We start from the raw sequence: 17087 nt of genomic DNA, 5'->3' as shown, positions 1-17087 counted from the left end.
GCTTGATGGTTGATTAGTACGCTAAAAATACGATGCTGCCAAAAAAAACTGCCCGCTATGGGCAGTTTTTTTTGGCGCTTTTATTTAGCTGCACTCCGCTACACCTATCTCCAGATACGCATTTAAGATGTGCGCCCTGGTTGCTGCATTCACCTCAGTATTTATTTGCTTTTTACTTCGCTTTTACTTCACTTTTACTTCTCGTCAGCTTCTTACATTACTCACTTGTAGCCCGATCGCATCATCTGAATACCGATACATTCGGCATTCAGATAAATCAAATGGTCAGAGGTATTAACGCAGTTTTTGCGCTACTTCAGCAACACGTTGACCAAACAGTTTTGCGGTTTCCAAGTCGCCTGGCAGTGGGCCTTCTTCTGGTGACGAGTCGGACGGAGACTGTGTCATCAAACCACTGAAGCTGGCAATATAATTGATATCGTTACGCTGAGCCGCTTTGCTGTTGGATGGCATCAGACCTGTTCCCACCCAGATCATCGAATGTTGTTGCGAGAACGTGAACAGATAATTCAAGGTAGACAGTTTGTCGCCATTCATTGATGCCGAGTTAGTAAAACCAGCAGCGATTTTGTCTTTCCATTGCTGTGTGTACCAAGGCTTGGAGGATGCATCGGCAAACTTCTTGAACTGCCAGGAGACGGTGCCCATGTAGGTTGGAGAACCAAAAACAATCGCATCCGCCGCCGCCAGGCTTGCCCATTGTGCTTCGGTGATATTGCCCTCAGCATCAATCAAAATCAATTCTGCCGCAGCGCCAGCGGCCGTGGCACCCGCATGTACTGCTTCTGCCGCTTTTGTTGTGTGGCCATAACCTGAGTGATACACAATTGCTACTGTTGCCATGTTTTTCTCCTGAAAAATAAAATAAAGATGCTGCCTGTTTGCCCATCAACACCAAGAACAGGACTTACGCAAAATTGTCCCGGCAAGGCGAAACAAGCTTCCTGTTCTTTGAGAAACATCACTGGCAAGTGATGTTCGTTTCGCCAGCAGGCAACATGTTGCCTGCAACCCTGGCTACACCATGGCGACGAAGGCCATCGTTTGTACTCTGTGCTTGTACAGGGTACAAACTAAGAAGCCATAACACCGCCGGTGCGGTTTTTCGTAAGTCGTGGCAAGTCTTGAAGAGCGATTTGCTCCTGTTGATCTACGACGGTTTGAAATACCCCATCAACGAGGAAGATCAAATACCAGCACTTCTGCCGCTTTTCCTTCACGCAGACTGAGCGACGCTTCATCGCTCAGCTGCATGGCATCACCTTCTTGCAAGGCAATGCCGTTCACCGTCAAAGCACCACGCGCCAGGTGCACATACGCCAACCGCCCGGCAGGTAAATTCAGCTCCGCATGCTGACCTTCATCGAACAAGCCAATATACAAACGGGCATCCTGACGAATACGAATAGAACCTTCAGCGCCATCGCCAGATACGGCGAGTCTTAATTGCCCCTGCTTTTCTTCGCGGCTGAATGCTTTTTCGCTGTACTGCGGCGTAGCACCAAGCACGTCAGGCTGTATCCATATCTGTAACAAACGCGTATGTTCGTTCGCTGCCGGATTAAATTCCGAATGGCGCACGCCAGTACCGGCGCTCATATACTGCACATTGCCCGGACGTATGGTGCTGCCATTACCCATGCTGTCTTTATGCGCAATCGCGCCTTCCAGTACATAAGTAATGATTTCCATATCCTTGTGCGGATGCGTGCCGAAACCCATTGCCGGCGCAATCCAGTCGTCATTGATCACCCGCAGCGGGCCAAAACCCATATGCTGAGGATCGTAATATTCAGCAAAGGAAAAACTGTGATACGACTTTAACCAGCCATGCTCGGCATAGCCGCGTTCTTGTGATGGTCTGAGTGTGATCATGTGTTACTCCTATTCAAAATATCTGATGCATGCAGCGCAGTATAGATAAGCGGGATTGCTAAGATAAGGGTAAAATTTCCGACATCTCATTCAAATTAATTGAATAAATATGAATTTGACTCTGGAAGCGCTTCAAATCCTTGACGCAATCGCCCGCAAAGGCAGCTTTGCAGCCGCGGCTGCGGCACTGGACAAAGTCCCTTCGGCAATTACCTACAGCATCCGCAAGCTCGAGGATGACCTTGATGTCTTGCTGTATGACCGTCGTGGTCACAAGGCAAAACTGACGAATGCAGGTGAAGAACTGCTGATGCAGGGCCGCCATTTGCTCAATGCGGCACAGGAACTCGAAAATCGCGTCAAGCGTGCCGCCAGCGGATGGGAAGCAGAATTCAGAATCGTACTGGATGGCGTGATCCGCTTTGACGATCTGATCCCTGTCATCAAAGAATTTGAACGACAGGGCTGCGGCACGAGAATACGGATTTCGCAAGAAATACTCTCCGGCGTTTGGGAAAGCATGGTCAGCGGTCGTGCTGATCTCGCCATTGGAGCCGCCTACGATGGACCGGATGCCATCCGTATGCAGGGTGAATTTCAAAGTCGTCTCCTGAGCGATATCGAATGGGCATTTGTGGTCGCACCCGATCACCCGCTGGCCAGCGCAGCAGAACCACTGGAACCCACCACCATACAAGCGCACCGCGCCATTGCGGTCGGCGACACGGGATTAACACTTCCCTCGATCACTGCCGGATTACTGAGCGGGCAAGATACGCTGACCGTTCCCTCCTTGTCCGCCAAACTATCGGCACAACTGGCGGGGCTGGGCTGTGGTCATCTGCCTCGACGATTGGCGTTGCCTTATCTGCAAGCTGGCACTCTGATAGAGAAACAGACCATCGCCAGTCGCCCGATCGGCAATAATCGCATCGTCTGGCGCAGTGCCAACAAAGGTAAAGCGCTGCAATGGTTTTTACAAAAATTACAAGATCCAGTCGTACAAAGAATGCTGACCGGAAGTTAAATCTCCATACCAGCGATCGTTACGCCGCTCAACTGATTTACCACGCTCACATCACACAACAACGTCCACGCTGACACAGAGAAAATAGCGATGACAGACAACACTCCCGACACCCACGCAGCCATCGGCAATCACCTCAACACGGCGATAAACACCTACATCGGACGCTTTGCGCCCTCTCCCACCGGACCATTACATCTGGGTTCGCTGGTCGCCGCCATGGCGAGTTATCTGGATGCCCGCGTACATCGTGGCAAATGGCTGTTGCGCATCGAAGATCTGGACTTTGATCGTAACGTCAAGGATGCCGCCCCACACATCATTCACTCACTGCAACGCTGCGGCATGCACTGGGATGGCGACATCAGTTGGCAAAGTCAGCGGCAAGCTTTGTATGAGCAAGCATTGCAACAACTGGGTAACCATATCTATGCCTGCGGCTGTTCCAGAAAAGAAATCGCCGACTCGCGCTTGCGCACCGGCGAGCCGGCGAGCCAGATTTATCCGGGTACTTGCCGTCATGGGCTGGCACCAGGCAAAACAGCACGGGCGTGGCGTCTGCGGATATCGGGAGAAAAAATATCAGCAGAACAAGGAGAAACAACAGAACTGACGAAGTCAAAAGAGTCAAAAGAGTCAAAAGAGCCAACGGAGCGAACAGAGCCACAAAAAATCATTCGCTTTCAAGACAGATTCTGCGGCTGGCAACAGCAGAACCTCAGTACAGAAGTCGGGGATTTTGTCCTCAAACGTGCTGATGGTTTCTGGGCGTATCAACTGGCAGTCGTTGTCGATGACGCAGCACAAGGCATCACGCATATTGTGCGCGGTGCAGACCTGATCGATTCCACCGCCCGGCAATTGTATCTGCAAGAATTATTGCAACTGCCCACGCCAGCGTATCTGCATGTTCCAGTTGTGACCAACGCAGATGGAGAAAAACTCTCCAAACAAACTGGCGCAATGGCATTTGATCGTGGCGAAAATGATTTACTGCATGAGGCATTGATTCCCGCAGCGCGCTTGCTGGGTTTGCCGGTCAGCCTATCGTTGACGGATATCACCAGCTTCTGGGCGGAAGCTTCGATACTCTGGGAAAACAAACTGAACTTCTGAAGCTCATCTGACGCAATACATCAAATACGCCCACGAGCGTTACGGAGAACACGGCTGCTGTAAACAGTACACCACAGCAAACCACAGCAAACTACAGCAGAACAATTTACACCACGAATTTCTGCTGTATTAATTTGACTGCCTCGTTGACGCCATTTTCCATGCGCATGGCATCCGCAATGGTGTTTGCTTTGACGCTGAGTCCGGGGGTATTCAAGACGTATTTAATTTGCCTGGCGAGTTGCGATGAACTCAAACTGCGCCGCCGAAGAAATTTCCCCGCAACACCCATGCGACGTAATTCACGCCCCCAATGTTCCTGTTCGCTCAGGTGCGCAACGACGATCGACGGTTTACCTGAGCGTGTTGTTGATTGCGTGGTGCCCGCACCACCGTGATGAACGATCGCATGGCAATGCGGAAAAATAGCATAGTGCGGTGCGGCAGAGAGATAGAACACTTGATCGTCAGACGCGAATCCGCAATCTTGCCAGGAGGGACTTTGAATAATGGCGCGACATCCGGCGCGTTTTGCCGCGTCTGTGAGTAAGCGCAGCGTAGTAGTTTGGCTGGCAATATCATGTGGCATCCAGCTACCAAACGTCATGTAGACCGGCGGCTCACCCGCATCAAGAAAAGCCTTCAGTGAAGGCGGAATAACTCCTTCTATCGTCAGATTGCTCAGATCGGGCGTGTCCAGAAACCCGCATACCTGCACTGACGCAGGCCAATCTGGCTGACGTTGGCAAAACTGTGGGCTGACCGCCAGTAAAGTCAGGTGCGGAGACATCCAGACTTGCGTCAGGATATCTCGTGTTGGTGGCATGCACAATTGCTTACGCAGACGGTTAGGATAATGCAATAAGACGCGATTAATGCTGAATCTGGTGATCCACCATATCAAGCGATGTCCCCACTGACCCAGACCATTAAAACCGAGCGGATTGCTGTAGACACTTGGCACGACGATATTGGCGAGTACCACACTGATATAGGGTTTTTGCTCTTTTTCAGCGGCTATTTGTAGCGGATGCATGAAGTAGTGAGCAATCAACAGGTCGTTGTCTTTACTCAGTTGCTGGGCTGCTGCAAACATCTGATCTTCGACGGGTTCAAAGCCGCGCTGTAAAATGGTCGCAACTTGTTTCATCGGATCGCGGATACCATAGACCAGCCTGGAGATTTTTTCAGCTTCTTCAACACTGATCACAGGTGACGCGATGAGTTTAATGTTAACGCCATTGATTGAGGTGACGGTGGAGTAAATCGCGCTGTCAAAACACGTCATCAATAATGTCACTTCATGACCAGCCGCCTGGAGTCCTTCGGCAAGTGCCAGAAATGGGCGGATATCCCCATGACTACCCCAGGTTTGCATACCTATCTTCATTGTTTCTCGCAGTCAGCAGAGTGGAAAATCAGCGCATTGAACGTCAGATGCCGATGAACGATCAAAGTGGATTCAAATTATCTGACATTTTCGGCACCCGTTGTTTGAAATCCAGCATCGTTTTTCACCTATGCTCTCTATCTGCTGAGATGCCATGCCTGTAAAATTCGCCATTCGTCGTTATTTCATATTTCACCCACTCACATCATGCGGCAACATCTGACCTTATTTAAAACTGCGCTCATCGGTCTGTTACTTGCCATCAGCGCCCTGATTTTTGGCGGCCCCTGGGTTTTGTACCAAATGGGACTGACACACCTGGAAGGCAAACCCACCTTGCCTGAAAACATGATCCATCTGGCCGAACAACGCCAGCTATGGCAGCAGGCAGGCTATGCGGGGGAGCCAGAACTGGAGGAGCTTAATCCCGTGTCGTATCTGCTGACAGCGGGGAATCAGGAGGCTCCGCCAGCATCGACCATGTTCGCCTGGCGTATCGTCTCGGCATACCAACGCGAGCGCGCTGGTCATGATGGCATTTTCTGGAAACAGGTATCAGGCAGCGCACTGGCGATCTGGGTCACACGCCACTGGACGATAGAACAAATCCTGTCAAAAGTCGCCGCCCAGCAAGGCGCTGCAACGCAAAACAACAAATGACGACAAGAAGGAAAAGCATACGTCATGAAGGCTAGTGCGGGGTGGTATATCATCCGGATGGCTGACACGGGTGATCCGGCCCAATGTCATCAGAGTCATTCCAGCCGGGGTCAGCCACATGCAGATGGATATGCTGATTCATACCGTATAGCATCACCACGCCGAGATGAAGGCGGAAGCTTATAGCTCTCTCAGCTTCTGTCAGAATGCCGCCCGACCACATCTTTATAGGCATGCCAGGTCGCATGACCGACGATAGGCATAGCGATGATGAAGCCAAGATTCCAGCTCATAAAGCCCAGCACCACGAAAGCGACAATCATGCTTGCCCAGACCAGAGTAGCGGGGACGTTTACGAACAAAGACACGCAGCTGATGATCATAGCGGTAATGGCATCGGTATCGCGATCCAGCATCAAGGGGATGGATACCCAGCTGATGGCAAAGACGATGCTGGCAAATACAAAGCCGATACAAGCATAGACCATCACAAATTCCAGATTACTCAACGAAAATAATTGCGATAAAAATCCATGCATCGTTGGCATACCCTTGTTATAGAACAGAGCAAACACCACCAGCGACGCCCTTGCCCACACCATCATAATGACCGCCAGCACCAACGCGAGCACACCAATATTGCTCCAGCGTCCACGCATCGAAAACACGCTCCCCAGCAAACCCGAACGGACATTTTCAATGCGTCGGCTGATGTCATACAAACCCAGTGCCAGCAAAGGGCCGATCAGCAAAAATCCGCACGTCAGCGCCGACACATATTCCGGCGCATGACTGAGGATGAGATTCAGCACCAATCCCATTGCGGCAAAACAAACGCCATAAAACAAACTGGCGCCACCCGATGCACGGAAATCCTGCCAGCCCAGCTTCAACCAGACCAGCGGTCGGAACATGCCGATTCTGCGAATAGGTGGAAAAGGCGATTCATGGTCGATGATGGTCTTGATATCAGGAGGTGCACTATCACCTCCTCTGCCCTGCGCCTGATTTGACATGGTGTCTCCGAATGTCATTGACTTGCGGGTTGCGGAACTCCGGTCATTTTTATAATGAATACATGATCTGGATCAAGTCCATCCTAAGGCAGATATGCTCGATTTGGCAATCAAGTCAGTGTTTCAATGCTATTTTTCTTGTCAAATCAAGATACTCCCCCCAATAAAAATGAAAAACCATGGGTAATCAACGAATTTAAAGGCATAAAAATAGATACTCCTGCCAGTATATTTTCTATGCCAAATCACTCTGTTATTTTTGCGCTACGCCAACCGGGCTGGAGATTAGTTCTTTTGACGAATAGGCATGCTGCACTTTGTCGGCTAGCATGCTAGCCAACATCACTGGAGGCAGCATGAAACGCAGAGCATTCATCAATAGCAGCATGATTCTCGCCAGCGGACTTTTACTTCCGCTGGCCGCCAAAACTCAGGTCGTTAATCTGGGGGACGCCATCAACAAATCAGGCAGACAACGCATGTTGTCGCAGCGACTGGCAAAAGCCTATTGCCAGATTGGTCTGAACATTGAAACCGACAATTCAAAGAAAATTCTGGATCAATCGCTCTCGCTGTTTGACCGTCAACTGGTCGAGTTACGGGCATTCGTCAGCACAGCAGAATTACGTTCGGGTCTGGCAGCGATGGAAAAAAACTGGCTCGATTACAAGCAACTGCTGGTGGGCAAAGCGCCGAACAAACATGATGCAAAAACGGTCATCAGTCTGAGTGAAGATATTTTGCTGATGGCAGACAACTCCACATCGCAACTGGAAAAACAGGCAGGCAATAGTGCCAGCAAGCTGGTCAATCTGGCTGGTCGCCAGCGCATGTTATTGCAACGCATGGCCAAGTATTATCAAGCCATTCAATGGGAAGTGGCCCCCTCGGATGCGATCAGCATTCTCGAAAATACCCGCAAAGAATTTTCAGTGGCGATGAACAATCTCAATGCCGCTGGCAGCAACACAGCAAAAATCAAGGATGAACTGATGCTGGCACAAACACAGTGGGTATTTTTTGATGCTGCGATCAAACAGGCGAATGATGCGAAAACGCACCGACAATCTGCGATCAACGTTGCCACCACGAGCGAGCGGCTGTTGGAGGTCATGGACAGAGTGACTGGCCTATATCAGCAAATCGCCTGAAGTGTGCCGTTGCTGCGGTCGTCTTTACCGATGTTACCTGTCCTCATGATGCTCATCGTGCCCGGTATGTAAATCATGCAGGGCACGTTCGATGCGGCGATCAGGAATCAGCCAGATCATCGCTACCAACACGTATAAGGCCAGTGACAACTGCGGCAGCACATTGGCACACAGAATTCCGGCCAGATACGCGACGGGAGAGAATTTACCTTTCCAGTCCTTGCCAATCGCCTGTCTGAGTACGGATGAAGCACCTTGCGATGCAATAATCAGATTCTGCAATATCACATACGCAATCGCCGCCATCAGCAATACCAGGCCATATAACGCCGTTGGTGCTGGCGTAAAGTGGTTCTCCCCCATCCAGCCGGTAGCAAATGGAATCAAGGACAGCCAGAACAGCAAATGCAGATTTGCCCACAACGTCGCCCCGCTGACCTTATGCGCTGCATGCAGCAGGTGGTGGTGATTATTCCAGTAAATGCCGACATAAATAAAACTCAGAACATAGCTGAGAAACACAGGAATCACAGGCAGCAATGCGCTCAGTGTTGCGCCATGGGGTACTTTCATTTCCAGCACCATGATCGTGATCAGAATCGCAATCACGCCATCACTGAACGCTTCCAGCCTTGTTTTCCCCATGTCTATCCTTTCGTTTGTCGGCTATCTCTCAGATTTCGCAGATATCCTCAGGTATCTCAGGTATGAATGAGGCGTCCGCCAGCAAATGACCAGTTCTCCCAGGAAGTTTCCTTGAAAACGACCATTACGTTTTCAGGATTCAAGCCTTGTGCGGCAAGACGGTTCATCAGACTTTCGAGTAATTTCTTTTTGATTTTGACGCTGCGACCTACCGACCACAGTATCTCTATCAGCACAAAATCCTGATTGCGGTCGGATTGCGCATCAGGATAACGGGCATCAAACCGGAAATCTTCTTCCTCCAGCGACAACACGCGCTGAAACACATCTGCCTGGGGCACGCCAGATTCGACCAGAGCATCATGTACTGCATTCAGTACGGCATCCTTGAATTCCGCCGTTTTGGGTTTGCGGACAGTCATCGTAACTAAGGGCATATTGTTTCTCCAGATAATCTGATCAAAGGTTCATGCATCAATTTTTACGGCAAGTAATCAAGACAAACTCAGTACATGCCCCTCATCCGGCGCAGCGCCGCCTTTGAGCATGGTCTGGTAGACCGACTGTACCGCTTCTGGCCCTGTACCATGTATGACCCGCATCCACGGTTGTTCGGATAACATCAGCGGCTGCATGAACTGATGCCATGCTGTTGCCAGTCTGGCCTGTACTCCGCCAGGCCCCCAGTCCGTTGCACGTTTCTTGATTTGTGCAGGTGCAAAAAACAAGGTCGGACGCGCACCAGGCAAATCGCCAGCGCCACTCAATTCTTCCCAGTGCGTGCCACCGACAGCACAACTGTATTTCATATTATCCTGAAAGTGATGATGCAGCTTGCTGCGCAATGTACCATTCCCCGCCATGTCTACGTAAACCACAGCCTGATCAGCTGCCAGCGTTTCCACCTCGTCATAACCAAGCACCTGATCGTAAATACCCAGACTACGAACAAATTCCAGATTGCCAGCCGATGTCAGCCCCACGATGCGATAGTGCCTGTCCTTCCGCAGAGATAACAGGAACGCCAGTCCATATGCGGTCTTGCTTGATGCACTGGAAATAATCACGGTCGTCGCGCCAAACAGCTGATTGTCTTCGATAAAATCGTCGATCATGAATGATGTAATAAACAAAGGACGCAGTAAAATTTGTGCATCTTCTGAGTCGGCTGTATAAGCAGGATCAGCACTCGATCGCAGATATTGGTTATATAAGCCATGCATTTCCTGCCGGTGTTCAGCGCCATCAGTAAACCCCGCCGCCGTGACGCGCACTGGCGTTACCAATACATGGGATGCCATCGGAAAATACCCGTAAAATCGCTCCCCGACATCTACGCCATACACCCCGGATGCGACAACATCCGCAAATCCCCAGACAGGAATATTCCCCCATCCTGCTTCTGTTGGAAAAAAATTCCAGTATTTCATCGCCTTACCAAACGCCGCATAAGTCACATTATTGGACGTAAAAGCAAATTTATTGACATTCAGCAAAACTTTACCGGCCGGCAATTGCTGCGCATCGGGCAAGGATAAAGGCGTGAATTTACTTTCCGGCAAATGGGATTGATTGACGATGAATTCAACAGGGTGTTTTTGCATGGTAGTTTCTCGTTATGGTAAGTCATCAGCAAGAATGAACCGCGATGGAAAATACTCAGTAGTATAAAAAAGATCCAGTATTACACACATTGTCATCCTCGATATGGTCCCCCCGTAACAGGTCGCCGCATCTGCGTCCAGATAGAAACCAATAACGACCGCAATTTTGCACTATGATGAAATGGCAAAGGATTTGTCACTCTGGCGTCAAAACGTTGGCGCAGTATTGTGTCGTCCTGTTATCGGCATTGTTGATGTTTCACCTATTAAGGAGCTACTCATGAAGCTGTTCGTTGCATCTTCCCTCGCGCCACGTTGCCATCCCACGAAGATGGTAGCCACCTCCCTGTCGGTATTATCAGGCTTAGTGTTATCCGCAAGCGCCGTCGCCCAGAACAAGGCAGTGACTCAGGTTGTTAAACCACCGATTGCCCTGGCGTATATCGATGTTGCTACGAATGCCAGCGACCTTCCTGGTGGTGGCATGATGGGTGCCGCTGCGCAGGGGGGACAATCCGGAGGATTTTTTGGTGCATTAAGCGGACTGGCTAAAGGCGCAGGCAATAGCATCAGCGAACGGGGAAATCAATTCGGTAATACACATAACATGATGGGGTTTGGCAGCGGCAGATACATCGATGTGTCGGTGCATACCAACCAGTTTCCATCACTGACCGAGGCAGTGCAAAGCATCCCAGCCAATATGAATCTGGGTGCCAGTCTTCCCCTGCTGGCGATCACGCCGGATAAACCGATTTCTGGCAGCGTAGATGAATCTCCGGTAGAACCACACTACGAAAAACCCAAAGGAAAAATTTCCATCTACTGGGGTTGCGGAGAAAATATTCGCCCCGGACAACCACGCACACTGGATGTCGCCAAGGCATCTCCGGACGACTATGCCAGATTTTTTACCATGCGCGGAAAAACGACCAAAGGTGCGCGCGCAGAGCCGGGGCATCCCTCCTGGCCAAATAAAAATGATGATCGGAAAATCCCTGACAACGCTTCGCTACAAGGGCAACATAGCTTCAGTGGCAAGGGGATTCCGGATAATTTTAAATTCACGCTGAATGCCGCACAAGATCTGATGCCCGCCATCGAACTGCAACAAACCAAGCGCGATCAGGGTGTCAGTCTGGAATGGAAAAATATTCCCTATGCACGCGGTTACTTCATCAGCGCCATGGGCGGTCAGTCTGGCGATTCGGATCGTGGCGAGTTAATACTCTGGACTTCCAGTGAATTACCGGACGTTGGCTTCGGGCTGGGCGACTATCAATCGAATACGGATATCGACCGCTGGATCAGTGAAAAAATCATCCTTCCGTCCACCACGACACGTTGTGATATTCCTAAAGGTATTTTTGGAGCGCAGGCAGGTGGTATGTTGCGCATGATTGCTTATGGCTCTGATGCTTATTACGCTTATCCGCCACGTCCAGCTGATCCAAAAATCGCATGGCAACCCGACTGGCAGGCAAAAATCAGAATCAAATCGACATTCAGTTCGATACTGGGTGGCATGGGCGACAACACTGACATGCACCGTAACCGGCAAGAGCAAAATAGCAGCAAGGAAGAAAATAAAATATCTCCCACTGATATTCTGAAAGGCTTATTTGGCCGTTGATTTGGTGACGGATCTGCAATCGATAAAAAGTATATGAAAGCGATGGGAAGGTAACAGGAAAATCATCGTTCAATAAGGAGAGGATCATTTGAACGCGATGAGCGAGTGCTGGAATGCCATTCGCTCATCACTGCAATAAAGGCAGACAGTGACTCAAGCCAGACGCTGCACGCTGATAGCATCAGGTGATGCTGATAATTTTCGATTTTGCATATCTGTTTTTATCAGTGTTCTTTCTCTGCAGAGTCATTTACAGTCAGATTTCACTGTCTCTGGAGAATCTGCGATGCTACCCTACTACACAGATTTTGATTTCATCATACAACCAGGCTGGAATAATTCTGGCCCGGATCACTGGCAAACACACTGGCAACAAGCACTGGATGCACGCCGGGTATCGAATCACAGCTGGGATCAGCCTCAGCTGGAAGACTGGCTGCGTCAACTCGACATATTGGTTGATGCTTCAACCCGCCCTGTCATCGTCATTGCACACAGCCTCGGATGCGCTACGGTTGCACATTACGACGCACGCTACCCTGACAAACTGGCAGGTGCGTTACTAGTGGCACCTGCCGATGTAGAGCGTCCATTCGTGCCTGCGGCATTACAGTCCTTTGCTCCCCTGCCACGAAAAGCGCTGAGCATTCCGGTAAGGATGATTGCCAGTACCAACGATCCTTTTTCCACCGTCTCACGCACTAAACGCATGGCCCAAATCTGGCAAGCGCCGCCGGTATGGCTCGACAATGCAGGACATATCAACGTCGCGTCTGGTCACACGCAATGGCAATCGGGTTTTACACAACTTGATGCCTTACTCAATGCAGTACACTTTCTCAAACAACAAGAACAGTCACAAGCACTGTGGCGCATCCAATGATGCAGGTACAAAAGCTGGTCGATTATTTTCAGGAGTGGTCTGCCAGCACCAAAACATCATCGCACCTGTTTTTTGGCGATAAAGGCGCTTCTGGTCAGTTTGGTGTGTTGACGCTCAACAGCGCGTTTCAGCCTTTGCTGGACGCACGTCATATGCATACAATTGCGTATGAGGCCTTGTTGCGTGTTACCGATCAATCAGGACGGGCTATTGCACCGGACTCAGTATTCAAATCGCTGTTTAATAACAGCGGTGTCGTTGGACTGGATCGTCTTTGCCGAGTCATCCATTCGATTAATTTTTACTCCCAGATCACGGAACCTGCATCCTTGTTTTTAAACGTGAATGGCAGACATCTGCTTGGCATCCAGAAAGGACATCATGGTTCGGCATTTGAAACATTACTCAGCTATTGCGGCCTGACTCCCTCACAAATCGTATTAGAAATACTGGAATCCAAAGTCGAAGAAATAGACAATGTGCAGGAAGCCATTACTACTTACAAAAGCAAAGGCTTCAGGATTGCGATTGATGATTTTGGTGCTGATCACTCTAATTTTGACCGTCTCTGGAAGCTCACTCCGGATATCGTCAAAATCGATCGCAGCCTGATCGTTCAGGCTGATCACAATCCACGGGCGGCAAAAATGTTACCGCATCTGGTCAGGTTGATACACGAACTGGGCGCACAAGTCGTATGTGAGGGTATTGAAACTTATGTTCAGCACGTCCGCTCGCTCGACAGCGGTGCCGATATATTGCAGGGCTACTATTATGCGCGCCCGGATTCACAGCTACCGCAGGTAGATTCTTCTTTTATCCAGCAGCCATTATTAAAAGCATCGGGCTTCAACTAAGGTACACTTCTTTTTTTTTTTAATCGGACTGACGTAAAACCTTCCCCGCGGTGTGATGGTTTATTGCTGTACAAGCGCTATAAAAGCCAAATACACGCTATATACAAGCACCTACGACCTGTATGTCGTACCTTGCCGGAACAATATTGTGTCAGTCCTGTTAACGTATGCCTGATGGCTGTTTCAGTGAAAGAGAATGATGTCTGCAAAATCCCACGTCGATGCGAATTATCGCTTCATTGCTGCCTATAACGAAGTCAACAGTCGTATCGCCCAGCGCCATCAGGCGTTGACGCTGTACGTCACATTGGTAGTCAGTCTGCTGGCTGCGTTGGTGGCATTAAAACCCGGTGAAGCAAACAGCAAGCTACCGATAGAATGGCTGGTCATGGGTTTTCCAGTCGCATCGACTTGCCTGGCTTTTCTGAATTACAAAGCCGAACGGGCGATTACCAATCTGCGACATTTTTTGTCAGCGCTGGAGCGTCTGGATGATGCACATTTACGCTTACCAAGCTATAACACCGATCCGGTCTGGGCAATGGGAGCGAACAAGGCGCGTCGTTTTCAGGACTATGCCAGCGCAGTGCTGGTCGCGGGTGGAAATGCCATCGGGCTGGGCGCTGTGATTAAAATTTATCCGGAACGTATTGCCGCTAACTCATTTGTTATCTGGATCACGGCCGCCATTGCGATTGCTTCGCTATGCGCGTTATTGTTTATTCCAAGCTGGAGTTATCTGCCGGAGTCAGAAAACAAGACATAAAAATACAGCACAACAAAGCCACCATCAAGATGCTCTCTGGATCATTCAGCATCATTGATAAGTGGTTTATGAATGTTTCAATGTGGTTGATGCGGGTGCGATCGAGAGTGCATCCGCATCAACAGACTCTTCCGCGACGCGCACTCTGTTACGCCCCGATAACTTGGCGGCGTACAGCATGCCGTCAGCGCGTAAAAACCAATCCTCTGCAGTTTCTTCAGGCAGTTTGTGGGCAACCCCAATAGATACCGTGACAGGGTAATCGGGCAACAGTTTGCTGTTTTCTGTCATTAAACGCAGTTCTTCAGCAAACCTGGCGGCCGCGACCATATTCATGCCGACTGCAATCACCGCAAACTCTTCTCCGCCATAACGATACAAACGATCCGTCGCCCGTATACGCGAGCAAATCAGAGACGAGAATTGCACCAGTACCTGATCGCCTGTGGCGTGACCGAACTGGTCATTGATTTTTTTAAAATGATCGAGATCGAAAATCAGCAGGCAAACATCATCGGCGGGAGAGTCCACTTGGGATAACTCGTTTAATTTACGATCAAATGCGCGACGGTTACCAGCACCTGTCAGAAAATCATTTTTTGCCTGACGATTTAACTCGTTATGTTGCAGGTTGGTACTATGAGAAAAAATATATGAGAATAAATTAATTAAGGTCAGCGTGATGGCCAGACTGGATAAATCGAGCAAGCTTGTTTTACCTTGCAGCATGCCAATCAAGACGATCAGTGAAACACTATTAAGCAACAGGGCTTCACCGGCACGCAAAATAAAAAAGGCAGAAATCATCGTCGGATATGCCCAATACAACACTGGCTGCCCATTGACATACACCGACAGTAGCATACCAGCAGAATAAAATATCGTCACTGCAATACTGGCAAGACGTATGCGACGGGTACGAATCACAAATACCATCAGCGCCAGCATACCTGTGACGATTCCCATATCCACGGCAGCCAGCAACCAGCTTTTCTGTATCAGTCGAATGATGCCAAAAGGCAAAATACTAGGAATACTCAAGCCACAGAGCAAGAGCAATATCACCTCTTCTTTTGAGCGTTTTAGCATTGATTGACGTCGTCTTATTGATTTCAGAAATAAAAATTTTCAACAAAGGAAAGTAATATTGAAAAGAGAACATCAGAGAACAAAGGCTCGCACGTCATAATAAAAAGCAATTTAATGTTGTGTTTAGCACGCAATCAGACTCACAGCCTCATGATTAACTTGCGAACCACATCATTAAATACATTCACCATCGCTGGATCAAATTGTATGTGGCTATTGGCATTGATTTCAGAAATCGCGCTCAGCAAACTTTTTTTATAACTGCGATCTGAGCGCTCGTTGGTGATAGAGCAAAAGGTATCCACAATCGCCAGCATACGCGCACCGGGATGAATTTGCTCACCTTTGAGCGCATTAGGATAGCCAGACCCATCATAGCGCTCATGATGATCAAGTACCATGCGTGCAGCTTCATCCCATCCACCAAAGCGCAACAATAACTGACTACCGATCACAACATGTTCCTGAATGATGCGCACCTCTTCTTTAGACAGGCTGCCTTCTTTATTGAAAATAGTATGAGGAATAAAACTCATCCCGACATCATGCATCCATGACGCTGCTTTTAACTGTTGTACATCCAACGGGAGACCGAGCGCTTCATTTAACGCTTCAATTAATTGCACCTGCTGATCTGTCCGGTTTTTACGATAAATACTTAAATGATCGATCTGCAATGCCAGCTTACGCATAAACTCCAGATCCGGTAGCAGTTCCAACAGTATTTTATGGGCTTTCTCGACCCCCTCTTTGTCAGCCAGCTTGCCACCGAGTTGCTGAATCGCATCGCGAAAATGTTCGGGATACAGATTATCACTGCTGCTTTTCTGCAACGCCTCGCAAAGGTCATACAGTTTTTGCCTGCGCACATGGCTCGTGCTACCTTGCGCAATCAGCTCATTGAGTAAGTCTTCGACCTCATCCGTTGCCAGCAACAAAAATTCGCCTAACTCCGGAAAGTAACGCTCAGGATGGGCCCGCACCAGAGAAAAAATTTCTTCTATTTTATGCAATAAAGAAGTGAATGGTGTCAAACCAACCATCTGGCAATTCCCCTTGAGGGAATGCAATGAACGGAATAGTCGATGAATATAGTCAGAACCACCATGTTTATTAAGTGCTTTGACGCAAGTTTCTGCCTCATCACAACACTCACGCGTGCAATCGACAAAATCGTCAATGATGGCTCGCTCCATCGCCAGGAACTCGGGACAGCTAAAGGTTGCTCCGGAAATAACGGTAGTCATGATGGCGTGTCCCAAGTTGATTTGCGGCAATAATGATGTAAAAAGTATAGCCGACCCATCTCCTGATTAAAAAAAGTTGACAGAATTTATCATTGAGAACGACAGTC

17 protein-coding genes are annotated in these 17087 nt (G+C 49.2%); 8 read left to right on the top strand and 9 right to left on the bottom strand.

The genetic code is table 11. The features are described from left to right. Positions 1 to 294 precede the first annotated feature (294 nt). A complete protein-coding gene (locus ACO0LB_RS01725) occupies positions 295 to 864 on the bottom strand; it encodes a flavodoxin family protein (RefSeq protein WP_423045848.1) in 570 nt (189 codons plus the stop codon). A 330-nt stretch (positions 865 to 1194) separates the two neighbouring features. After that, a complete protein-coding gene (locus ACO0LB_RS01720; RefSeq protein WP_423045847.1) occupies positions 1195 to 1896 on the bottom strand; it encodes a pirin family protein in 702 nt (233 codons plus the stop codon). 109 nt (positions 1897 to 2005) lie between these two features. Here ACO0LB_RS01720 and ACO0LB_RS01715 point away from each other — a divergent pair, with 109 nt between their 5' ends. Both ACO0LB_RS01715 and gluQRS read left to right on the top strand, forming a co-directional pair. Beyond that, on the top strand, positions 2006 to 2923 hold the full coding sequence (locus tag ACO0LB_RS01715) for a LysR family transcriptional regulator (RefSeq protein WP_423045845.1): 918 nt from the start codon (positions 2006 to 2008) through the stop codon (positions 2921 to 2923). Between the two features lie 90 nt (positions 2924 to 3013). After that, positions 3014 to 4039, top strand: coding sequence for a tRNA glutamyl-Q(34) synthetase GluQRS (gene gluQRS, locus ACO0LB_RS01710; RefSeq protein ID WP_423045844.1), 1026 nt, complete (start codon positions 3014 to 3016; stop codon positions 4037 to 4039). 106 nt (positions 4040 to 4145) lie between these two features. Here the strand turns inward: gluQRS and ACO0LB_RS01705 are convergent, their stop codons facing one another. Next, positions 4146 to 5429 (bottom strand): glycosyltransferase, encoded by a 1284-nt coding sequence (locus ACO0LB_RS01705; RefSeq protein WP_423045842.1) that lies wholly within the window; start codon positions 5427 to 5429, stop codon positions 4146 to 4148. A gap of 207 nt (positions 5430 to 5636) precedes the next feature. Here ACO0LB_RS01705 and ACO0LB_RS01700 point away from each other — a divergent pair, with 207 nt between their 5' ends. Further along, on the top strand, positions 5637 to 6089 hold the full coding sequence (locus tag ACO0LB_RS01700; protein WP_423045840.1) for a hypothetical protein: 453 nt from the start codon (positions 5637 to 5639) through the stop codon (positions 6087 to 6089). A 191-nt stretch (positions 6090 to 6280) separates the two neighbouring features. On the opposite strand, the gene ACO0LB_RS01695 is transcribed toward ACO0LB_RS01700, so the two are convergent. Continuing rightward, a complete protein-coding gene (locus ACO0LB_RS01695; RefSeq protein WP_423045838.1) occupies positions 6281 to 7105 on the bottom strand; it encodes a DUF2189 domain-containing protein in 825 nt (274 codons plus the stop codon). Between the two features lie 356 nt (positions 7106 to 7461). Between ACO0LB_RS01695 and ACO0LB_RS01690 the strand changes: the two genes are divergently transcribed. Continuing rightward, positions 7462 to 8256, top strand: coding sequence for a type IV pili methyl-accepting chemotaxis transducer N-terminal domain-containing protein (locus tag ACO0LB_RS01690; protein WP_423045836.1), 795 nt, complete (start codon positions 7462 to 7464; stop codon positions 8254 to 8256). A gap of 33 nt (positions 8257 to 8289) precedes the next feature. Here the strand turns inward: ACO0LB_RS01690 and ACO0LB_RS01685 are convergent, their stop codons facing one another. Genes ACO0LB_RS01685 through ACO0LB_RS01675 form a run of 3 tightly spaced genes read right to left on the bottom strand, consistent with a single transcriptional unit; the run spans position 8290 to position 10505 of the window. Continuing rightward, positions 8290 to 8901, bottom strand: a complete 612-nt coding sequence (locus tag ACO0LB_RS01685) for a TMEM175 family protein (protein WP_423045834.1) — start codon at positions 8899 to 8901, stop codon at positions 8290 to 8292. Positions 8902 to 8957: 56 nt separating this feature from the next. Beyond that, positions 8958 to 9338 carry a tautomerase family protein gene (locus ACO0LB_RS01680; RefSeq protein WP_423045833.1) on the bottom strand — a complete coding sequence of 127 codons (381 nt, stop codon included), beginning with the start codon at positions 9336 to 9338 and terminating at the stop codon, positions 8958 to 8960. Positions 9339 to 9395: 57 nt separating this feature from the next. Then, on the bottom strand, positions 9396 to 10505 hold the full coding sequence (locus ACO0LB_RS01675) for a DUF2855 family protein (RefSeq protein WP_423045831.1): 1110 nt from the start codon (positions 10503 to 10505) through the stop codon (positions 9396 to 9398). A gap of 280 nt (positions 10506 to 10785) precedes the next feature. Here ACO0LB_RS01675 and ACO0LB_RS01670 point away from each other — a divergent pair, with 280 nt between their 5' ends. From ACO0LB_RS01670 to ACO0LB_RS01655, 4 genes are all read left to right on the top strand, one after another. Further along, positions 10786 to 12138, top strand: coding sequence for a hypothetical protein (locus ACO0LB_RS01670; protein WP_423045829.1), 1353 nt, complete (start codon positions 10786 to 10788; stop codon positions 12136 to 12138). 286 nt (positions 12139 to 12424) lie between these two features. Then, on the top strand, positions 12425 to 13021 hold the full coding sequence (locus tag ACO0LB_RS01665) for an RBBP9/YdeN family alpha/beta hydrolase (protein WP_423045827.1): 597 nt from the start codon (positions 12425 to 12427) through the stop codon (positions 13019 to 13021). Then, positions 13018 to 13878 (top strand): EAL domain-containing protein, encoded by an 861-nt coding sequence (locus tag ACO0LB_RS01660; RefSeq protein ID WP_423045826.1) that lies wholly within the window; start codon positions 13018 to 13020, stop codon positions 13876 to 13878. The genes ACO0LB_RS01665 and ACO0LB_RS01660 overlap by 4 nt, the downstream gene beginning before the upstream one ends. Positions 13879 to 14074: 196 nt before the next feature. Next, positions 14075 to 14644 (top strand): hypothetical protein, encoded by a 570-nt coding sequence (locus ACO0LB_RS01655; RefSeq protein WP_423045824.1) that lies wholly within the window; start codon positions 14075 to 14077, stop codon positions 14642 to 14644. Between the two features lie 66 nt (positions 14645 to 14710). Here the strand turns inward: ACO0LB_RS01655 and ACO0LB_RS01650 are convergent, their stop codons facing one another. Next, positions 14711 to 15733, bottom strand: a complete 1023-nt coding sequence (locus ACO0LB_RS01650) for a diguanylate cyclase (RefSeq protein ID WP_423045822.1) — start codon at positions 15731 to 15733, stop codon at positions 14711 to 14713. 140 nt (positions 15734 to 15873) lie between these two features. Next, positions 15874 to 16980 carry an HD domain-containing phosphohydrolase gene (locus tag ACO0LB_RS01645; protein WP_423045820.1) on the bottom strand — a complete coding sequence of 369 codons (1107 nt, stop codon included), beginning with the start codon at positions 16978 to 16980 and terminating at the stop codon, positions 15874 to 15876. Positions 16981 to 17087 lie beyond the last annotated feature (107 nt).

The organism is Undibacterium sp. SXout7W, from assembly GCF_049339385.1.
Taxonomy (GTDB): Bacteria; Pseudomonadota; Gammaproteobacteria; order Burkholderiales; family Burkholderiaceae_D; genus Undibacterium.
This window is presented reverse-complemented; position numbering and strand designations above follow the sequence as displayed.